At 38.5% G+C, this 18,855-nt stretch carries 15 protein-coding genes and 1 pseudogene; all 16 read right to left on the bottom strand.

Going from position 1 to position 18,855, the window contains the following annotated elements:
* Positions 1 to 123: 123 nt before the first annotated feature.
* The 16 genes and pseudogenes from HZB59_03665 to eno all read right to left on the bottom strand — a co-directional run bounded on the left by HZB59_03665 (position 124) and on the right by eno (position 18,848).
* A complete protein-coding gene (locus HZB59_03665) occupies positions 124 to 1,680 on the bottom strand; it encodes a glycogen/starch synthase (protein MBI5020511.1) in 1,557 nt (518 codons plus the stop codon).
* A 15-nt stretch (positions 1,681 to 1,695) separates the two neighbouring features.
* Complete coding sequence (locus tag HZB59_03660) at positions 1,696 to 2,985, bottom strand: glucose-1-phosphate adenylyltransferase (GenBank protein ID MBI5020510.1); 1,290 nt, start codon at positions 2,983 to 2,985, stop codon at positions 1,696 to 1,698.
* Complete coding sequence (locus tag HZB59_03655) at positions 2,982 to 6,446, bottom strand: alpha-amylase (protein MBI5020509.1); 3,465 nt, start codon at positions 6,444 to 6,446, stop codon at positions 2,982 to 2,984. Before HZB59_03655 ends, HZB59_03660 begins: the two co-directional genes overlap by 4 nt.
* Positions 6,446 to 7,387, bottom strand: coding sequence for a hypothetical protein (locus HZB59_03650; GenBank protein MBI5020508.1), 942 nt, complete (start codon positions 7,385 to 7,387; stop codon positions 6,446 to 6,448). The genes HZB59_03655 and HZB59_03650 overlap by 1 nt, the downstream gene beginning before the upstream one ends.
* Before the next feature lie 362 nt (positions 7,388 to 7,749).
* Complete coding sequence (locus HZB59_03645) at positions 7,750 to 8,241, bottom strand: zinc-ribbon domain-containing protein (GenBank protein MBI5020507.1); 492 nt, start codon at positions 8,239 to 8,241, stop codon at positions 7,750 to 7,752.
* Positions 8,242 to 8,341: 100 nt separating this feature from the next.
* On the bottom strand, positions 8,342 to 9,040 hold the full coding sequence (locus HZB59_03640; GenBank protein ID MBI5020506.1) for a hypothetical protein: 699 nt from the start codon (positions 9,038 to 9,040) through the stop codon (positions 8,342 to 8,344).
* A 2-nt stretch (positions 9,041 to 9,042) separates the two neighbouring features.
* Positions 9,043 to 10,152 (bottom strand): DUF262 domain-containing protein, encoded by a 1,110-nt coding sequence (locus HZB59_03635; GenBank protein MBI5020505.1) that lies wholly within the window; start codon positions 10,150 to 10,152, stop codon positions 9,043 to 9,045.
* A gap of 397 nt (positions 10,153 to 10,549) precedes the next feature.
* Positions 10,550 to 10,834 (bottom strand): hypothetical protein, encoded by a 285-nt coding sequence (locus HZB59_03630; protein ID MBI5020504.1) that lies wholly within the window; start codon positions 10,832 to 10,834, stop codon positions 10,550 to 10,552.
* Between the two features lie 174 nt (positions 10,835 to 11,008).
* The gene (locus HZB59_03625) at positions 11,009 to 11,533 is read right to left on the bottom strand and encodes a TlpA family protein disulfide reductase (protein MBI5020503.1); all 525 of its coding nucleotides are present in this window, start codon (positions 11,531 to 11,533) and stop codon (positions 11,009 to 11,011) included.
* Positions 11,534 to 11,606: 73 nt separating this feature from the next.
* Positions 11,607 to 11,960 (bottom strand): four helix bundle protein, encoded by a 354-nt coding sequence (locus HZB59_03620; protein MBI5020502.1) that lies wholly within the window; start codon positions 11,958 to 11,960, stop codon positions 11,607 to 11,609.
* 68 nt (positions 11,961 to 12,028) lie between these two features.
* On the bottom strand, positions 12,029 to 13,459 hold the full coding sequence (locus HZB59_03615) for a phosphoglucomutase/phosphomannomutase family protein (GenBank protein MBI5020501.1): 1,431 nt from the start codon (positions 13,457 to 13,459) through the stop codon (positions 12,029 to 12,031).
* Between the two features lie 16 nt (positions 13,460 to 13,475).
* Entirely contained in the window at positions 13,476 to 14,483 is a 1,008-nt protein-coding gene (locus tag HZB59_03610) for a hypothetical protein (protein ID MBI5020500.1), read from the bottom strand.
* 88 nt (positions 14,484 to 14,571) lie between these two features.
* Positions 14,572 to 14,658 (bottom strand): annotated as a pseudogene (locus HZB59_03605) (hypothetical protein).
* Between the two features lie 29 nt (positions 14,659 to 14,687).
* Positions 14,688 to 17,114 (bottom strand): HEAT repeat domain-containing protein, encoded by a 2,427-nt coding sequence (locus HZB59_03600; protein ID MBI5020499.1) that lies wholly within the window; start codon positions 17,112 to 17,114, stop codon positions 14,688 to 14,690.
* Positions 17,115 to 17,119: 5 nt separating this feature from the next.
* Positions 17,120 to 17,491: a hypothetical protein gene (locus HZB59_03595; GenBank protein MBI5020498.1), complete on the bottom strand. Its 372-nt coding sequence runs from the start codon at positions 17,489 to 17,491 to the stop codon at positions 17,120 to 17,122.
* 31 nt (positions 17,492 to 17,522) lie between these two features.
* Complete coding sequence (gene eno / locus HZB59_03590) at positions 17,523 to 18,848, bottom strand: phosphopyruvate hydratase (GenBank protein MBI5020497.1); 1,326 nt, start codon at positions 18,846 to 18,848, stop codon at positions 17,523 to 17,525.
* Positions 18,849 to 18,855 lie beyond the last annotated feature (7 nt).

Genomic DNA, 18,855 nt, shown 5'->3' with positions numbered 1-18,855 from the left:
TCTCCGATATTTGATACTGTATGAACATAGGTCATCTACTAAGATGACGCCGATGAGGGAGGAGGGGTTTATATCGGAAATGGAAATATTTTTCAATCTCTTCTTATGTAGAAATCAATCAAACTAATTATACAAATGTTCTATATATTTTTTCGCACTTTCGTTCCAGTCGAATCGTGCGGCCGCAGCTGCTGATTTTATCTTTTCCCATTGTGATTTCTCACTGAGATAAAGGTCTATTACTTTTTTAGTTACAGAAACAAAATTATCTACCTTCACTTGTATTGTGTTACCGGAAAATTGAAATCCATTCACTCCATCGATCACTGTATCTTTCAATCCGCCGGTTGCGTGAACGATACATGGTTGACCGTTTTGCATTGCGATCATCTGACTTATTCCGCACGGTTCAAAAATGCTTGGCATCATAAATATTGTGCCGGTAGAGTAAAGCGCCGGGCCGATTTTGTTTGAATAAAGTTTTGTCAATATCAACCGCTCGTGTTTGATGAATGCTTTTTCGAATTTTTCTTCCATTTCTTTCGGTCCGTTCCCAAGAAGAAAATAAAAACCGTTCACTTTTTCCAAATGTTTTAATATTGCATCGAGCGCGGTTATTTTATCGCTGCCCGATTCAAGCAGAAGCCGGACTTTCTGCTCGGTAACTCTCGTTACACTCGTTAGGATAATTGATGGTTGAACTGTTTTTATTTTTTCCAGCCGCTCAATTACTTTATTTGAAAATGCATCGGATTGGGAATCGCTTACTATTTCATTGATACAAAGGTTGCACAATTCTGAAAATGAAATCGGTTGGTTATTATTGTGGGGCGGATATTCTATTCCGTTCAGGATGCCGAATAAACTGTTTTCTTCATTTTTCTCAAGAAGAAATTGTTCTAATCCTTCACCCCCGTAAAATGCGATTTCATGATTACTCGGTTGAAGTATTTCTTTCGCATAAGAAGGAGATACAGTATTAACTTTATCCGAGTATCTGATTCCGGCGGCAAGAGGGGTGAACTGCGGTTCAGTATATCGCGGATCTTTCCATTCATCAATCCATGCTGAATCTTGAAAAAGTTCAGGAAACCATTGCTCAACGCTCGCACATTTTCCCTGTATCGGTCGATTTCCCTGATATCCTAAATTATGAATTGTAAAAACAACTTTGTGTTGTTTGAGGTGTTTGAAGCCGGGATGTATTTCCTTCAAGAGATTAAAAAATCCCATGTGCCAATCGTGCAAATGGATAATAGTTGATGGAGGAAATGATTTAATGAATTGTCCCACGGCAGAACAAAACATGGCATACTTGGTTGCGTCTTGGGCATATGGCTTATCGGGTGGATCAACGCTGTAAATTTTATTGCCGCGAATTTCAGGATGCTCGAAGACCAAATGTATTACGTTTTGTTTCGGTTGTTTTGCAGACACCTCCCAAATATCTCCCGTAATAATTTTACCGCCGAATGGAAAATTAACAGCGGATAAAAATTTTACCGGATTATCTTTATGCAAAAAACCGTACGCAGGTGTAATTACGATTACCTGGTATCCGAAATTCGCGAGTGCGTTCGGCAAATCACGAATAACATCGGCAAGTCCACCGACTTTGCCGTTTACGAGCGAGTCGTTTTCGGATGCGAGCATGATTATTGTTTTTGGGAATTCGGGCATACGAAAGTTCAACTCTCAGATTATTGTGTTATCGGGTATTATGGCGTTTTTGACGATGATAGTTATCCCGTTGCGAATGCAATATCCGTTACTTTCTGAATCAAGATGCTGGATTTTGTTTTTGTTAATGATCTTAACATTCTTACCGATGCGCGCGTTTTTATCTATGATAGAATTGCAGATCAAACTGTTTTCGCCGATGCCGATAGGAGGCAAATTATTTTTTATATCGTTATCTCTTTCGGCAGCAGATTGATGATAATCTGCGCCCATCATTAAAACATTTTCGAGGTGAGATTTTTCTTCGACCCGTGTTCTGACGCCGATGACCGAATTGACAATCTTGGCGCAAAGAATTATACACCCGTCTGAAATCATAGATTGCTCAACTTTGCTGTTCAGTATCTTGCTTGGTGGAAGAAAACGCGGGCGCGTGTAAATGGGAAACTGTTCATCGAAGAAACTGAAATCGGGATTAGGCTGCTTCACAAGCGCGAGATTCGCTCTGTAAAACGATTCGATTGTTCCGATGTCTTCCCAGTATCCGCGGAAAATATACGATTGGACTTTAAAGTCGTTGATCGCTTCCGGTATGAGATGTTTTCCGAAATCGGTATGCTGTGGGTAACGTTCCAGTAATTTCGTGATAACATCATTTTTAAAAAGGTAAATCCCCATCGACGCGAGGTATGAAGTTCCCCATGTTGATGCATCCACAAAGCCGAGCGAGGTAACATCTACCTGCATATTCTTTAGCTCATCTCCCTTAGGTTTTTCTTTGAATTCAACCACTCTGCCGTTCACATCAATCTTCATCAATCCGAATCCTGAAGCGTCAGCTTCCGAAACAGGAATTACTGCAATACTGACATCGGCGTTTGATTCGCGGTGTGCTTTCACGAACAATCTGTAATCCATTTTATAAAGATGATCGCCCGCGAGAATCAGAAGGTCGTTGGCTTTCTGCGGTTCGATTACCCAAAGTATTTTTCGCACGGCATCGGCAGTTCCCTGAAACCAATCCGGACTAACGGTTGTCTGTTGAGCTGCCAGCACTTCCACGAAACCTTTCATGAAAGGAGAAAATCCGTATGTGGTAGAAACATGCCGGTTTAAAGATGCGGAATTAAATTGTGTCAGCACAAATATTTTATGAATATTTGAATTGATGCAATTGCTGACAGGTATATCTATAAGTCGGTACTTGCCTGCCAGCGGAAGAGCCGGCTTCGCGCGTAGTTTAGTTAAAGGGTAAAGTCGTTCTCCGCGTCCTCCGCCCAAAATTATTGCTACCGTATCTTTCATTTTAAGTTTCCTGTTTCTTCGTTAAGTTTAAGCATAGAAATAAAATTGTAAAAGTGATATTTCGACTTGCTCGATATATCGGTAAGAGTATGATCTGTGTTTTCAATTGAGTCAAGTTCTATTTTAGCGTCAGTTGAACTTCTTAAAGAGATTATTGCTTCTGAGATGATTGAAAGTTTTAGCAGTTCTTCGAATTTTTCTTTGTTGAAATATTTGACGTTATCGAACATATTCGTTCCGATTATCATTTCGATTTCCGGCCGCTTGAAATATTCACTCCACGTTCTGTTTTTTCTTCGTCCCATCTGAAGAACAATCCGTGCCATATCATCGGTTTGGTCCTGATTAAAATCATGGCCGGTAAAAATCTCGGCGAAGGAACGCTGTAAATATAATTTCCCGGTGATTTCGCTTCCGCCAATTTTATGAATGCTCTCAGCAATGATCCAGGCATGAAGTATTAGGAGAAATCGTTTATCTGTGGAACTTAAAGATAAAGCATTACCGGACTGATTTAGTTTTAAACAAAATTGCCTTGCCGCCTGAATATTCTTTTTATATTCATCGAGAAATTTTTCTTTTTGAAATGATTCGTGAATAATTGAACTGATTTGTTCAGCCAATGATACGATCCTTTTTTCCAATGAGACGAGAATCGGATCGGTTACAGATTCTTCTTCTTCATTTAGATACCGGGAGAATTTATTGAATATGTTGTTCTCAAAAAGATTGTACAATTTGATTAAAACGGGGAAGAGGCGGACTTTTTCAACCTCCGCTTCCATGTTTAAAACTCCACTGCCATGTAAATGACTTGCAAGCCGTTCGTAGATGCCAGAGTCATCATATATTTCTTCAAAATCGATGAACACATGATACCCGAACGCTTTTAGCTCGACGTATAATCCTTTTTCGTGAAGATCTTTTCCCGAGCGGAGAAATTTATGATTTGTACTTTGATCTTGGAAGATATAAAAAACATTAGCGTCGTTGCGGCAAGCGAGTGCATCACCGATTGTCCGGTATGTTATGAAAGGATTATCGGTAGTTCCTGTATTTCGTCCCACGCTCATCCGAATTCTTCCCGCAGTTTCGGCATATTTGTTGTGAAAGCAAAATATCGCTCGTTCATTTCCGGATTTGTTGGTATATGCGATTAAATCATTATTCACTTTTCCGTGTGTATCTGTAAAATCGTACAATTCAAAATCGGAGACCTGACTGAATAAATATCTTTTCGCCAATAACGGAAAAACTTCCCGCTCATGCCGCTTTATCAATTCGACGTTCGGTTCTTCATCATAATATGCTTTGCGGTATTCCATTCCATATTTTTCAGTAAGTCCTTCAATTTGTCCATGCCCGATCATAGGTAAACCGGGAAGCGTTACCATCATCGCCATCGTACCGAAATATTTATCCTCTTTCCCGAATTGAGCTATCGCCGTCTGTTCATCGGGATTGCTCATGAAGTTTACGTAACGTTTCAAGATTTCGGGATTATAATGCATAGTGTTGCGTATCAGCTCACGGTATTTCGAATTCTCTTCCATCTTCAACATATTCATGAACGCGCTGTTGTAAACGCGGTGCATTCCCAATGTCCGCACAAAGTATCCTTCCAGCAGCCAAAATGCTTCGGCTAACAATAAGGTGTTCGGAAGTTCAGCATTGATGCGATCGACAACCTCGCGCCAGAATTCCTGAGGAAACATCCGGTTGAATTCTTCACTGCTCATCGAGTGATCGGCACGCGAAGGTATATCTCCTCCTTTGCCCGGTGGCGGAAACCATAGCCGCTGGAAATGCTGTTTTGCCAGTATCATCGCCGCGTCGAAGCGGATGATCGGAAATTTTCTTGCGACGTGAAATATTGTTTGTATAACTGCTTCTCTTACTTCCGCTTTCATGAAGTTTAACTGCGCCGTATCGTTCCACGGCATATGTGTGCCGTCGTTGCCGTGATAAATGTAACGGACTGTTTGATTGCGGCGATCGATCCTTTGAAATACAACAGCGGCATCATTTCTACGCCAGTATCCGTCTTCAATCCGAATTTCAATATCAGGATTATCCGACAGGTTTCCTCCGCTGAAATTGTAATTAGGAAACGGCGGGTATTCCGATTGAATGAAATACTCGGGATGTTCAATAATCCATTTCGAGAAAATTCCCATATGATTCGGCACCATATCGCCCGACATTCTGATACCACGCTGCCATGCCCGCGATTTAAGATTTTGAAAAGCACCTTCTCCTCCCAAATCATGAGCGATCACATAATCGTATAAAGAATATGCGGATGCTGCTGCCTCGGGGTTTCCCATCCACTGTTTTATCTTCTGCGATGCGGGACTTCTTTCCCAGATCCCTATCAACCACAACGCTGTGATGTTCCAGCTTGCCAGTTGATCCAATTCTTCATCGGGTATTTCATTTAAATATTTTATTGCGCGGTTATATTTTTTTGATAACTGATCGAGCCATACATGAACATTCTTGGCAAGCAGGACAACGTTAGGCATCCAATCGAGATCCTTGGAAAACCGTTCTAAGTTCAACAAATCAACTCCGTTGAAATCTTCTTTCTTGTAGACCGGAACTTCCGATTGCGGTACGGCGCCGTGAAAAATTATTTTATCGTCTTCTTTCAGCAGGTCGCCCGAACCCAAAATGCGGTTGATGAATTTTTCTCCAAGCAATAATCCCCATTGCCGCTTCATATATTCGAGCTGTCCGGCTAAACTGTTCGGACTCGCCAGAATGGGCGCGCGAAGCAGATCGAAAATAAATAAATTCTCCGGACCGAAACGTTTTTCAGTTTGAAAGAATTTGTCGAGCGATTCGATTGCCGCGGAGTAAATCGTTCTTTCGGATAAATCCTTATCGTCGAACAGTTCTTTAAATTTCCCGAATGCCGGGTTGAAGTTTGAAAAATAGAGAAGAATGATCTCTTCAAGCGTGATTTCTTTGTTCGATTTTCCGGCGCTAACCTTGTTCAAAAAATTTGAGATGTTTGTCTGCCCACGATAAACTTCTGTCGGAGGGAATAGTTCGGAAAATTGTTCGATTATGCGCGTCGATTTTTTGTTTCCGAAATTATCTTCGACAGATTTCAGCGCTCTGCCGAACACTTTCGGATTCTTGGTCTCTTCGTACAAGCGTAAAATATAGTGGTAAATTTCATCTATCAATCCCATCGCGTTCAGTTCACCAGCGCGGACGGTTTTTTCCGGATGATTTTTCAGATCGCGCTGTGAATTCATCTTCTGCGCGAGTATGCGTACGGCATTATAATTTGGGAATATGGCGTTTCCGGAGGTTGTAAAAAGCGAATCGCTAACATCATATTTAATTCTCACCGAGGAAAGAATATGAAACTCAAACAATGGATAAACATTTTTGGATTGTTGGAGTGATGGATATCTTGAGAGAGTAAGATTTAGTATCTGATTATTCATCAAAGTTTGTTTTCATTTTTCTGGTTGAGATGTGTTTTAACGTGTTCAGCTATGAGCCGCTCGATTTTGTGAACGATAAAATCGGGGGCGCCGTTATAATATTTCGATTGTAAACGCATATCGCAAACTTCGTTGACGTAATCTACCACCACCAACTTACCGTCGGTTGTCAGCGCTATTTCGGAAGAAAAGAAATCGAGTCCGCAAATGAGTTGTATGGTGCTCATCGTGTTACGCAGCCCGCTCAAACCGAAACTTGTTTCTTCAGCATCAGTCAATTCGGTGTAACGGTGTGTTTGGTCGTCCCACCAGCAGAGTATGATTTCGCCGAACGCGAAATAAACCCTGAACCATGCGCGCTTGTTATCCAACGATGTCGGGACGATTATTTCCTGAATTAAATATTTATCGTTTTTGTGTTCCTGCCGCGCTTTGATAATTTCGGAAATGCTCACGGCGTTCATTATCACTCCCGTGCCGCCGCCTGTTGTGTTCGCCGGTTTAATCACGAAAGAATTCCCGATGTTTTTCAACTCTTTCTCATCCAGGTTTGTGCAACGCTGTTCGTTGTAGGGGGGGAGGATAATTGTGTTGGGAACATATAGACCGTTCGTGATGAACTCCAGGTGCATGTTCGCCTTATCCACGGCATGAGCAACGCGATGGTACGGATTGATTAAACATGTAGCGTGTTCTTCCATCCATTTAACGAGCGGGAGAAATAACGGGTCGGCGTCTGACGCGCGGTCGTAGAATGCTTCGAATCTGATTTTATTTTCTTTCAGATCGGCGAGGAGCTGCGGAAGATGATTTGTATCGATACGGTACGTTGAAATGCCGCGAAGTGAACATTCATGCTCGATACCGGCAATGAAATCGGAATCGAATTCCCAGTTCCACGCGATTGCAAGGTTATACAAATGCGGATTGCTATCTTTCATGTAGCAATATACTGTTTTTAAGTAAAAAAAGACAATAAAAATTAGGGATTAATTAATGAAAGAATATATGCTGATAGATTCCTTACGGTAAACAGAAGCGTTGTAATTAAACAATATTGAATGATCATCGATGTGAAAAAAGCAATCACGTAGAGTCCCTGTCTGCGGCAGGCAGGTGTTCCTCAGTATCCGCCTCTGGCGGAGAACAGACATTTTCGTTAAGGAATTGTCTATAAGTAAATTTAGTGTTGTCATTCCCGAATGCTTCTATCGGGAATCCAGGAATCTGAATAAATCTGGTGACTGGACTCCCGCTTAAATCATGCGGGAGTGACAGTAAAGTCACTTTTTAGTCAGCTACTCTACCCGTTAAAACCAAGCTGCTTTAAAGTCTCTTCTGCCCTGAGAACTTCGGAGAAAGGGAGGAGTACTTTCAACTCATTGATGGGATGATTGCCAAAATTACGAGTCATGCCGCTTATGGAGACAAGATCGGCGTTGGGATTGAACATTCTTGAGTAAAGAAACGGATGATACCCCGCCTGTTCCAAACATGAGGTTACATGCTGGGCGTGAAGATTATCGAAACAACCGAAAACTCTTGCCATACCTTCGTGGATTTCATATTGCCAATGCGGATCGCAAAGGAAAATTTTGACCGATTCTTTTCCGCATTTTTTGCAAAACGGTTTTGAGCAGATAACGCAAACACCTTCCGCCTCTGTTGATCCGTGATTCATGCATACAAACCTATCCATAAAAAGTGAGCCGCAGTTGGGGCAAAATTTATCTTCTTGATTTACAGTTGTGTTGCAGTGGGGGCAGGAGTATTCTGATGGCTGGGGTTTATTCATGATTGAGATAAAAAGTGTGTAATAAATTTATAAAATTAATTAACTTATCATTGGTACTTCGCCAAAAACAGTCGATTATTTCTATTCAGTTATATCCGGACTATGTTGGCCAGCAATTTGGGCCAAAATATTTCTTTACGTGAGTAAATAGAATTCTATCTATTTTATCAATTGAGTCTGAAATATTGTGAAAATGACGTCTAACATCGATATGAGTTAGAGATGGTGGTAATTCATGAGCTATTGATTCCCTAACATCCAAAAAAGATTTTATTAATAGTTCATAGTCTTTTTTACCACGCTTGTTCATTTCGGAAATAATGTTATCTATGCCAAATCTAAAGAATACAATTTTTAAATTCTTTATCGATGGATATTTATTATGATGAACAATTAGTTCGTGATTGAATTGATTATTATAGATTTGGTTATTATCTAAAACTGAGTAAAGTTGTTGAGTAATTTCAAGTTGTTTCGCTAGCTCCCTTTCGTCGTTTTGATGAAAGTATTTGCGAAAATGACCCATCTGTTTGCTTAGGAGAGCTAATGTTCTTGTCTTTGCAGGAAAATTAGAGAATGAAATGTTTTGGTTTGAAACTTTAAATAAAATTTGTTCGTGTATCTCAAGAATATATTGTTCAATCATTGCACACAACAGAAATATAGATGATTGAAATACCTGAGTTTGTATGGATGGTTCAATATTCAATCTTTTCAAACTTATTTTTCTAGCAGAGGAGATTAATTTATTTTGGCTAACCTCAAAATCAGCCCTACATATGCTTTTCTTATAGGGCATAACTATTTACATTCTTTGTCTATGAATTCAATGTAGTCGCTAATTCTATTTTTTACCGCATTTGTATTTGTGGTTGCTGCCGTAATCCATTTATAAAAATCCTCATTTTTAAAAAGTACCTGTTGATTTTTTATAAATTCAGTTTTATTTATAGATTCAATGCAAGATTCTGATGGATTCTTTTTGAAAAAACCAATCATTTGGGCATCGAATAAAGCCGCATTAAATCTTATCTTTTTAAGATTAACATCATAAACCTTAAATGAATATTCCCCAAGTACCAAGTTTATTTTATTTAAAATGTTCAAGAAGGATGTTTTGAGAGATTTGCTTTTAATACTATCAATATTTCTGTTTTGTTCACAGTAATTATTGAGAAAAGTAACGAATGGATTTGTATATGTGCTCAAGCTCTCACTCAGAGCAAAGAATCTTAAAACAAGCTCTTCTGCTTTCATTCTAGTATCTTTTGAGGTTTGAGTCAACTTCAAGAAAAGTTTGTCTTTTGCAATTTCATCCAACAGGTCTATAAATGGTCCAGTATAAATGCCATGGCGAAGTTCTTGTGGTGTCAGTCTAGCCGAGCCAGTATTAATTCGTTCAAAAACATCAAATTTTATTTGAGGATGTGTCTCTTTCAGGATTACAATGCATCTAAGCGTTCGATTTAATATATGCCTTTGAAATCTTGGATCTAATGAGCTGAACGTATTACCATTCAAATCGGGGTAAGTTGTAAGTCCCGTTAATTCAAAACCATTATCAATAAACAGCTTTATGCTGTTTAGTCTTTGGTTTCCATCAATTACTGAAAATTTTTCATCTGTCGTTTGGCTAAAATATAAAACTGGGATGGGGCATTGAATAATCAAGGACTCAATCAATCTGGATGCTTGTCCTTTGCTCCAAATATATTTCCGCTGAAATCTCGGAATGAATATTCTACTTGAAGTTAAATAATCGTAAATTGTTGAAATTGAAAAATCGTATGTTTCAGTATGAAGTTTTCTTTGTTCTGGTGGAACATTTAATAGCTCGTTATCTGTTTCATCCCGTTCAGGGAAGAGTATGTCAGCTAAAGTCTTTGATTTCTGTTGCATAATATTTATCATTCTTTAGTTTATGGGATTATTACTGCTTATACCGCAACATGCACTTCTTTGCATTATGCGAATTTTGCAAAATTGTTATTCATTAGTCATTTCATATTCGTCTCTCTTAGTAAGTTCATCATTATTCCCACACATGCCATAATCGTTCTATTATAATTTCCTTTTGCGTAAGTTCCCGTTTTTCTAATCCTCTAAATCGTGATATGCAAAATATAAAAGATGCGGCAAAATGTCAAATAAAGTAAAGCATAGAAAACCTCCGGTATTTTCTTACGCTTTTCATGGAAAGATACCGGAGGTTTAACAAGTTGAAAACCTTGCCTATGTAGACCCTTCACTTCGTTCAGGGCATGCCTTCGCAAGGTTCAAATTTCGCCACCTCAAAATTTGCCTGTTTTTAAGAGGTCAAAACCGCTATCTGCCAAAACAAGCCAATTTTGGCATTTCTCTTACTTGAATTGCTGCAATTCAATATAGTTTTGTCGTAATGCAATATCGTATCGTCGTGATGCAATATTGCATAGCCGTAATTCAATACTGCTTTGAGGCAGTTCAATATTGCATTGTCGTTATTCAATATTGCACCGGCGCAGTTCAATGCTGCATTGCCGTGGAGCAATATTGTTTCGTTACAATTCAATACTGTACCGTGATAATTCAATATTGCTTTATCGTATTTCAATTAAGGATTGGGGTAACGCAACATTGCGGTTTAGTTGTTGAGCTGACACCGCAGGCATTCAACTCACTAGAACGGATGAGGAAGTCCCGAAGGGATCCTTCGGACCTGCGGCTACATCGGGTTTGGCCTACTTGCATAATCAACATCCCCTCAATGGGGTTGACTGAAGTAAAATTATTTTTTTGGTTTTAAAATTTGCTCGAGCTGTTGGCGTAACGCTTCTTCGGCAGTATAGCCGACGAATTCTTTTATAAGAGAACCATCTCGGTTGAAAAGATAACTTTGCGGCAAGCCCACAGTTTTGTAAATATTTAAAAGATCATCTTTAATACCTATTTGCCATGTTACGTTATTTTCTTGTATGAATGAACGTACGGCGGTTTCAGTAGTCTTAACTGCAATGCCAACAACCTCGAATCCTTTTGGATGAAACTCTTTGTAAAGCTTGGCGAGACCCTCCGATTCTTTCTTGCACGGCTCGCACCACGGTGCCCAAATATTGACGAGCAATATTTTCCCTCCAAAATCGCCGACCTTTATTGTTTTACCGTCGAGAGTTTTGAAAGAAAAATTATATTTGCCGTAGTTGGAGTTTGTTTTTGACGGAAGTTGTTTTTGGATTGAGTGTTGGGCGAAAGTCTCAGACAAGCCGAACGACAACAGTAATATAATCAGCGAATATTGAAAAATATGATTCATCGCTAATCTTTATAAGGATGAAGGGTGATGGATGAAGGATGAAATCCGTTTAATAAATGTATTATTCGAAATGTCATTTCTTGCCTTTAAGCTTTACTTCTTTAACGATAGTTGTGAATATGGCGATTAATTCATCCGATTCTTTTAACACATTTCGAAACGCAGATGATTCTGAATTAGCTGCTTCAATAAATAATTCTAACCAATACTGAGTTTCTTCAAGTTCCTGTAAACCACCTTCTAATTTGCTGATAAATTCCGCATTTGATCGAGCGCGGCATGCTTCCCGATAATGAGCGCCAACAGATGTGCCCGATCTTAATAATTGTTTTCCCAAAACCTGACTTTCTGTTGTCTTTGAAAGAGAGGAGTAAATCTTTATTATCATCAAAGCAAACTCTTTCGTCCTCTTCCTCAAATCCATCATCTTATCATCCCTCATCCTTTAAACTTCATCCTTTATCCTTAACGCTATCATCCCTCATCCTTCAGCATTCATCCTTCAATAAGTTTCTTCCCCGCCAATAAAAGCTGCTTAACTTGCTCTTTACTCAATGCTTCCGAATAAATTCTCACAAGCGGTTCTGTGCCGGAGAAACGGATCAAGAGCCAACTGCCGTCGTTCAGTACAAATTTAAATCCATCTGTAAGATTCACCTTCGCAACTTCCCAGTTCCCTAACTTCTTGGGTTGATTTTCTTTAAGATTTTTCAGGATTCCATCTTTTTGGCTTGCCTCGATGATCGTATCTATGCGGTCATAATAATGCGGACCAACTTTCTCGAATAATTTTGCAAGAAGCTGTGATGGTTTCAATTTCGTCTTCACCATAAAATCGAGGAAGAGAAGTCCCGCTAAAATTCCATCGCGTTCAGGTACATGTCCGCGAAAAGCATAACCGCCGCTTTCCTCGCCGCCGATTATCGCATCTGTTTCCATCATCTTTGGAGCTACAAATTTAAAGCCGACACCTGTTTCATGAACCGGCACGTTATAAATATTTCCAAGCGCTTCAAGCATAGAAGTAGTGGATAGTGTTTTCACAATCGCGCCGCGCTGTTTGCGAACATCTAACAGATACATCGCAAGCAAGGCGTACACTCGGAGTTGATCCAAAAAATTTCCGTTCTCATCGGCGAAGCCGCACCTGTCCGCATCGCCATCGGTTATGACCACAACATCGGCTCCGATCTCTTTTGCTTTTGCTAAACCCGCATCTATGTTCGGCGGAATCGGCTCAGGTCTGCTCATCTCGGGAAAAATAGGATTGCGTTCGCTGTGGATTTCGATGATCTGAGTTTTACCGCCACCGATCAGCCGTGTAAACCAACCGGCGCCGTTGCCCCACATCGGATCGACTAAAACTTTAAAGCCGGCTTGTTTAATCGGCTCAAGATCGACTAACTTTTTAATTTGTTTAATATAATCTTCATCGGCGTTGAATTTTAATATTTTGCCTGAGGCAATTCCGTCATCGAATTTAATTCTTTTAACTGAAGAAATATCATTTGGAATCAGCGCTTCAATTTTTATCAAACCGTCGGGATCAATAGCACCGCCGTTTTCGTCACGAACCTTGAAACCATTATCAACAGGCGGATTGTGACTTGCAGTGATGTTGATTGCGGCTATTGCGTTACGGGCTTTCACGCTGAATGAAATAACCGGTGTTGGCACACCGCCCCCGCAAAAGTGAACGTGGATTCCGTTTGCCGCGAGAACTTCAGCAGAAGCAATAGCAAAATTTTCAGAGTGAAAACGCCTGTCACCGCCAACCACCACGCCGCGTTGCAATTTATCGGATGAGTGCGTAGATTTTAAATAATCGGCAAAGCCCTGAGTGCAACGCCGGACATTATCGAATGTATAATCTTCCGCAATCTTACCGCGCCAGCCGTCTGTTCCAAATTTGATATCGTGATTCATATTTCTTTCTGTTTATTTATTCAAAATTTATTGCATACTGAAAATTTAAATAACCGGCATTAACTTTCAACGTTTGATCTCTTTCATAGTTCAGTTGGAGTTTGATCTCCTTGAAGGGATAATAATTCAGTCCGGCGATATATTTACGTGATATATCGTAAATCCATTTCGGATATTTTGCATACCAGTCAAAACGTACTGCTGCTTCAATCTCGGGAGTTAACTTCTTTCCAAGATCGAGATAAAAACCCTCACGAGTTTTTTGAGAATTGCTGACAGCATTAAGGTATTCCCCTTCTAACCAATAATCTTTGAACATTATTCTGGAATAAAGACCGTTGAGATTATGATTCTTTCCGTAAAATGGAAGACTGGAAAAATCATCTTCCTCTTTTGTGTATGCCATACTGCCACCAAATTCAAGCTGTAGTCCCATCTCATTTTCTTCTTTTTTAATCGGCTTGAGCAACACTCTTCCAACAAAGAGAGAAATGTTTTTCTTCACGGCATTGTCGCCGTTATAGGCGCCGACTGTGAACAGTATTTTTTTATCGAGGAAAGATCCGTTCAACTGCATGCCATTTTGTTTGAATGGTCCTATCGTACTTGCAACTGTGGATCGACTTGTAAAGAAGATACGCGCATCGTTCAGCAGGTATTCGACTGAGTACGGTGTTTTGAGTTTCCCTGCATCGATTCGAAAATGATCGTTAAGTTTATACATCAACTTCAAATCGAGAAGCGAAAATGTTCCGTTCAAATTTCCTTGAAAATAATAAGAAAAATTTTCATCGACCGAACCTGTCAAATACATACGAAGAGATCGTATCGTGAATTCACTCGTTGTGTTTTTGCCGTCATCTTTTACTTCAGCGGCAAACTGCGACATGAAACCAAGTTTCGGTTGGTTCCTGCCGAGTAACGAATTGATGACGTTCACAAAACTTGTTGAATCCTCTCCCTGTGAATATGCTCGATTCCAGAAAATCATTATGATCGAGAAGCTGATAATCAAGCGGTTCATACTTTTATCTCCTTTTTGTTTAGACCCAATTTCATCTGCACCTCTACGATGAGCTTTTTACCGCAGAGAAACACAGATTGCAAACGTTTTATTTAAAAGCGCTTATTCCGGGGAAGATAGCATTTGAAGAAAGCTCTTCCTCGATACGTATTAGCTGATTATATTTCGCAACTCTGAAGAATAATCTAATTAATAGATGAATCGTCATAATTTACGTTTTTCTTTAATACGTTTAATGGCTTTTATACACTCAGCGGTAAAATATTTATTTTTTTCCTCCTTAATGATCGAATGCAATACCTTCAAAGATTTTCTATCACCTATATAGCCAAGAGCTGCTGCAGCATAACGCCGTGCCCGAATTGTTTCGTGTTTGTTCCTTAAAAATAGTAAGAGTGATTCAGTCGCGAGCGGGGATTGTATACGCCCTAATATAAAAACAGCAAATTTTCTAATTCTTGGATTGGGGTGATTTAAATTCATTATTATTTTTCGAACTATATCTGAATCAATATTTTCTAGGGGTTGCACTATATCATAAAGCAAAGAATGGCTTTCTGATTTTCCCGTATCAATTTCTACCTCTGAGTATTTATCAATGTTATATAGGAACGTATTTAGTGATTCGTTGCTACCCAGAGAATGGAGTGCTTCTGAAATGCGACCAGCGACTCCAATATCTTTTTCTGTGAGAAGACAATTGTTTAGGATCTCAATAAATTCTTTGCGCCCAGTCCTGCCTAAAGTTACCGCACAATTCATTCTTACGTTGACATCTTGATGTTTGCTGAGCCATAATTGTATAACTTTAAGGGTACCACTGCTCTCTAGAAGTTCCACAAGATATTTGTCAATTGGAGTTGTTAAATACTCTGTTGAATATAGTTTATGATATCGTGCCTCAATACTGGAAGCAATTTTTTTGGCTACGAAAAATTCAAAGAAAGATTGATGAATAAAATGCAAATTTTGATGGTTATCTTCTTCTTTTTTAAAAAAAGGATAACTCCTAATAAAAAGCTCAGAATCCATAAAGCTATCATGGGGATTTTGTATTGATATGACTTTATTCATCAAATCCACTGTTAGATAATTTATCTTTTCTTGATAAGCTTCAAAAGCCAGATTCTCCATTAATTCGAATTGTTTTTCTGATGACATACCAGTTCTAGCATATTCTCTCGAAAAACACAATTCAACATATCGATGATAAAGTGAAGTTACTGTAATCTTATTCTCTGTGAAATCCAATTCAGTTATTGTTTCAGCAATTACATTGAGAAGTATTGGTCTTTTGGCTAAATCGGTAAGGTTGTAGAACTTTGGATCATTGATTTTAGCATAAATACTCCTCCAGTGATCAGTTGATAGCGTTAGATATTTCTTGACATCGGATTTTCGAAATGGTAGTAGATAGATTAATGATACACTTCTAGGATTGCTATATTCCATTAGTAAGCTTTCAACGACATCAGGACGTACGCTTTTTGTGAGTAATTTTTCTTCTTCTTCAGATCTGAAGTAATGCGTCCGACATGTGAGTATTACTTTCAAACCTGGTGTAAAAGTAGAAATAATTTCTTTGAAATTATCGAGTATATGAAATCGGCTTGCTTTTAAACTCATTTCTTCGAAACCGTCATAAATCAATAAAATTTTTCCTGAATTCAAAAGATTCGCCAAAGCCTCCCAATCAAAAAAATGAAATCCTAATTTCTCAGAGATTTGTGCTAAGAGGAATTGTTTCAAAGTTGGTTGATTAGAACCCTTGAATTCGCTAAGCTTTATAACTATCGGTATCTTTGTGCCAGGATCTGGATTAGCGGTTAAAAGATGTGACAATCGATAACAAAAAAAAGATTTTCCAGATCCGAATTCTCCAAAGATAGCTAAGAATTGTTTTGAATTGTCTTTGAGCCACTTATTTATTACAAAGTTTGATAAGCTACAGGTCCCATTTCCTTTTATTTTGCATCTAAGAGAAATATATTTTTTAAAAATATCTTGGTCTTGCAGATAATAATATATTTTTTTTTTGTATCGGATTAATAATTTTAGATTAAAAATAAGGTCAGCATTAATATTATTGAAAAATATTGGTATTGCAGCAGCTACACCGTCGATCATTTTTGTGGATATTATACCAATCAGCATACCTTTATCATCAAAAATACCTGAGCCGCTATCGCCCGATTTAACTGGCATGGTCAAATTAAAATGTTTAATATCTCCATTTTTGTTTAATAAAACTTGCGCAATTGAAGTTGCTATTGTCAATAAGTTAGGAGCAGGGTCTTTTGCGTAATCATCTTGTTGAATTGATGGAGAAATAACATAAACATTTTGGCCTACGAATAGATTTCTATTATCTGATAAGTCAGCATGAACTAATGAGTTGAAACCTAAACACTTCAGAACAGTTACATCTTTATTCGTATATATTTTATATACGTTAGCTTCAATTTTCCTACCATTTATTTCAACATAGATTTTTTTTTCATTCCTATGAATGTGTGAACAAGTTACAATAAGACCATAGGATGTTATAATTACACCTGTTCCAATTAATTGTTTCTTATTCCATATTAACACGGTAGATTTTGTATTCTTTTGTAACCTTGCGAATGTCATAAATACTACAAAACTTTACAAAGTTTATCAAGGCCGTTCTGTATTAATAATACTGCAGTTGAAAAAGGTGCGGGGATAATTGTTTTGAAATGCACAAGATAATCTGCCAACGCAGCGGTCAATTGTACAATATCTTGAAATTTTGGATCCAATCGTTTTGATGGATAATCCCATTCGATGCAGATCAAATTTGTTAGTTGCTCTCTTCTTGCATTAAACCATTCATTAAATAAAAATTCGATTTTTTTGATATCTGGCATTTTAGCGACTGGCATTCCTGGGGCAGCGCTAACTGCGTATGTACCACGATACCAATCTTCTAAGCATTTTGAATGATCGTTTATTAGTTCATCAATTTTAACAGTAGAATGAGGCATTTAGGTGCTCCAAATAAATAGTTGTACATAATTATTTATTCTTACTATTGGAATTCTTTCGTGTTAAGCTGAAATTTTTGTTAAGCGTATAATGACCTTCAAATATACCGTCATTATCCAGTTCTTCTTCAATTCTAATTAATTCGTTATAATTTGCAGTTCTCTCCCCCCGACACACGGAACCTACTTTTATCTGACCTGCATTAGTAGCAACCGCTAGATTTGCAAGGACGGATTCTCCTGTTTCGGCAGATCGGTTGGATATTATGCATCTATATCCCCCTCGTTTTGCAATATCAATCGTCCATAGAGTTTCTGTTAATGTTCCAATTTGATTGGGTTTTATTATTATTGCGTTTGATATTCCTTTGTTAATTCCCAATAATAATTTATCCACATTTGTAACAAATAAATCGTCCCCCACGAGTTGAATTGATTTTCCGAGAATGTCAGTTGCGATTTTCCAACCATCCCAATCATTTTCATCAAAACCATCTTCTATTGACACGATAGGAAATTTATTAACGAGATATTCGTAGTACTTTACTAAATCTTCCGCATGCCTATTTTTAAAATTTTTCTCAGCATTTAATGTGTAACCTTTATTATTATATAATTCGCTCGCTGCGACATCGAGAGCTAAACTTACGTCCTTGCCAGGTTCATACCTTGCATTCTCAATCGCGGTAACTATCAGTGACATTGCTTCTTCATTTGATTTCACGGTTGGCGCAAAACCACCTTCATCACCAACACCAGTTGAATAATTTTTTGAATTTAGAACTTTCTTTAATGAATGAAATACTTCTGATCCCATCCTAACTGCTTCTGTAATATTTTGGGCACCTAAAGGCATTATCATAATTTCTTGGATATCCAAATTATTATCGGCATGCTTGCCGCCATTCATTATGTTCATCATTGGGACAGGCAGTACTCTCGCTGTTTTTCCACCTATGTAGCGGTATAGTGGTATTTGTAGCGATAATGAAGCCGCTTTAGCGGCGGCTATAGATACAGCTAAAATTGCATTTGCCCCAAGTTTATTTTTATTTTTTGTTCCATCAATTGCGATCATAAGTTTATCAATGCCACTTTGGTCAAGGGTATCGAAACCAATAATTTTATCTGCGATAATATCATTTACATTTTTTACGGCTTTCTGAACTCCTTTTCCATTATATCGATTTTTGTCACCATCGCGCAATTCCATAGCTTCATGCTCGCCAGTAGAGGCGCCACTAGGGACAGCTGCACGCCCGACTATACCTGATTCAAGAACAACATCGGCTTCAAGTGTTGGATTTCCTCGAGAGTCAAGGATTTCGCGTGCACAAACTTCTATTATTGTTGTCATTATTAAA

This window comes from Ignavibacteriales bacterium (genome assembly GCA_016214905.1).
GTDB lineage: Bacteria > Bacteroidota > Ignavibacteria > UBA10030 > SZUA-254 > PNNN01.
Note: the sequence above shows the minus strand (reverse complement) of the source record. Positions and strands in the feature narration are given on the sequence as shown.

Excerpts from the sequence above, each read along its gene's own strand:
- HZB59_03635 (MBI5020505.1), bottom strand. The coding sequence starts at position 10,152 with ATGATAAATATTATGCAACAGAAATCAAAGACTTTAGCTGACATACTC.
- HZB59_03595 (MBI5020498.1), bottom strand. The coding sequence starts at position 17,491 with ATGCCTCATTCTACTGTTAAAATTGATGAACTAATAAACGATCATTCA.
- HZB59_03625 (MBI5020503.1), bottom strand. The coding sequence starts at position 11,533 with ATGAATCATATTTTTCAATATTCGCTGATTATATTACTGTTGTCGTTC.
- HZB59_03645 (MBI5020507.1), bottom strand. The coding sequence starts at position 8,241 with ATGAATAAACCCCAGCCATCAGAATACTCCTGCCCCCACTGCAACACA.
- HZB59_03650 (MBI5020508.1), bottom strand. The coding sequence starts at position 7,387 with ATGAAAGATAGCAATCCGCATTTGTATAACCTTGCAATCGCGTGGAAC.
- HZB59_03610 (MBI5020500.1), bottom strand. The coding sequence starts at position 14,483 with ATGAACCGCTTGATTATCAGCTTCTCGATCATAATGATTTTCTGGAAT.
- HZB59_03660 (MBI5020510.1), bottom strand. The coding sequence starts at position 2,985 with ATGAAAGATACGGTAGCAATAATTTTGGGCGGAGGACGCGGAGAACGA.
- HZB59_03620 (MBI5020502.1), bottom strand. The coding sequence starts at position 11,960 with ATGATGGATTTGAGGAAGAGGACGAAAGAGTTTGCTTTGATGATAATA.
- HZB59_03600 (MBI5020499.1), bottom strand. The coding sequence starts at position 17,114 with ATGACATTCGCAAGGTTACAAAAGAATACAAAATCTACCGTGTTAATA.
- HZB59_03640 (MBI5020506.1), bottom strand. The coding sequence starts at position 9,040 with ATGCCCTATAAGAAAAGCATATGTAGGGCTGATTTTGAGGTTAGCCAA.
- HZB59_03615 (MBI5020501.1), bottom strand. The coding sequence starts at position 13,459 with ATGAATCACGATATCAAATTTGGAACAGACGGCTGGCGCGGTAAGATT.
- HZB59_03655 (MBI5020509.1), bottom strand. The coding sequence starts at position 6,446 with ATGAATAATCAGATACTAAATCTTACTCTCTCAAGATATCCATCACTC.
- eno (MBI5020497.1), bottom strand. The coding sequence starts at position 18,848 with ATGACAACAATAATAGAAGTTTGTGCACGCGAAATCCTTGACTCTCGA.
- HZB59_03665 (MBI5020511.1), bottom strand. The coding sequence starts at position 1,680 with ATGCCCGAATTCCCAAAAACAATAATCATGCTCGCATCCGAAAACGAC.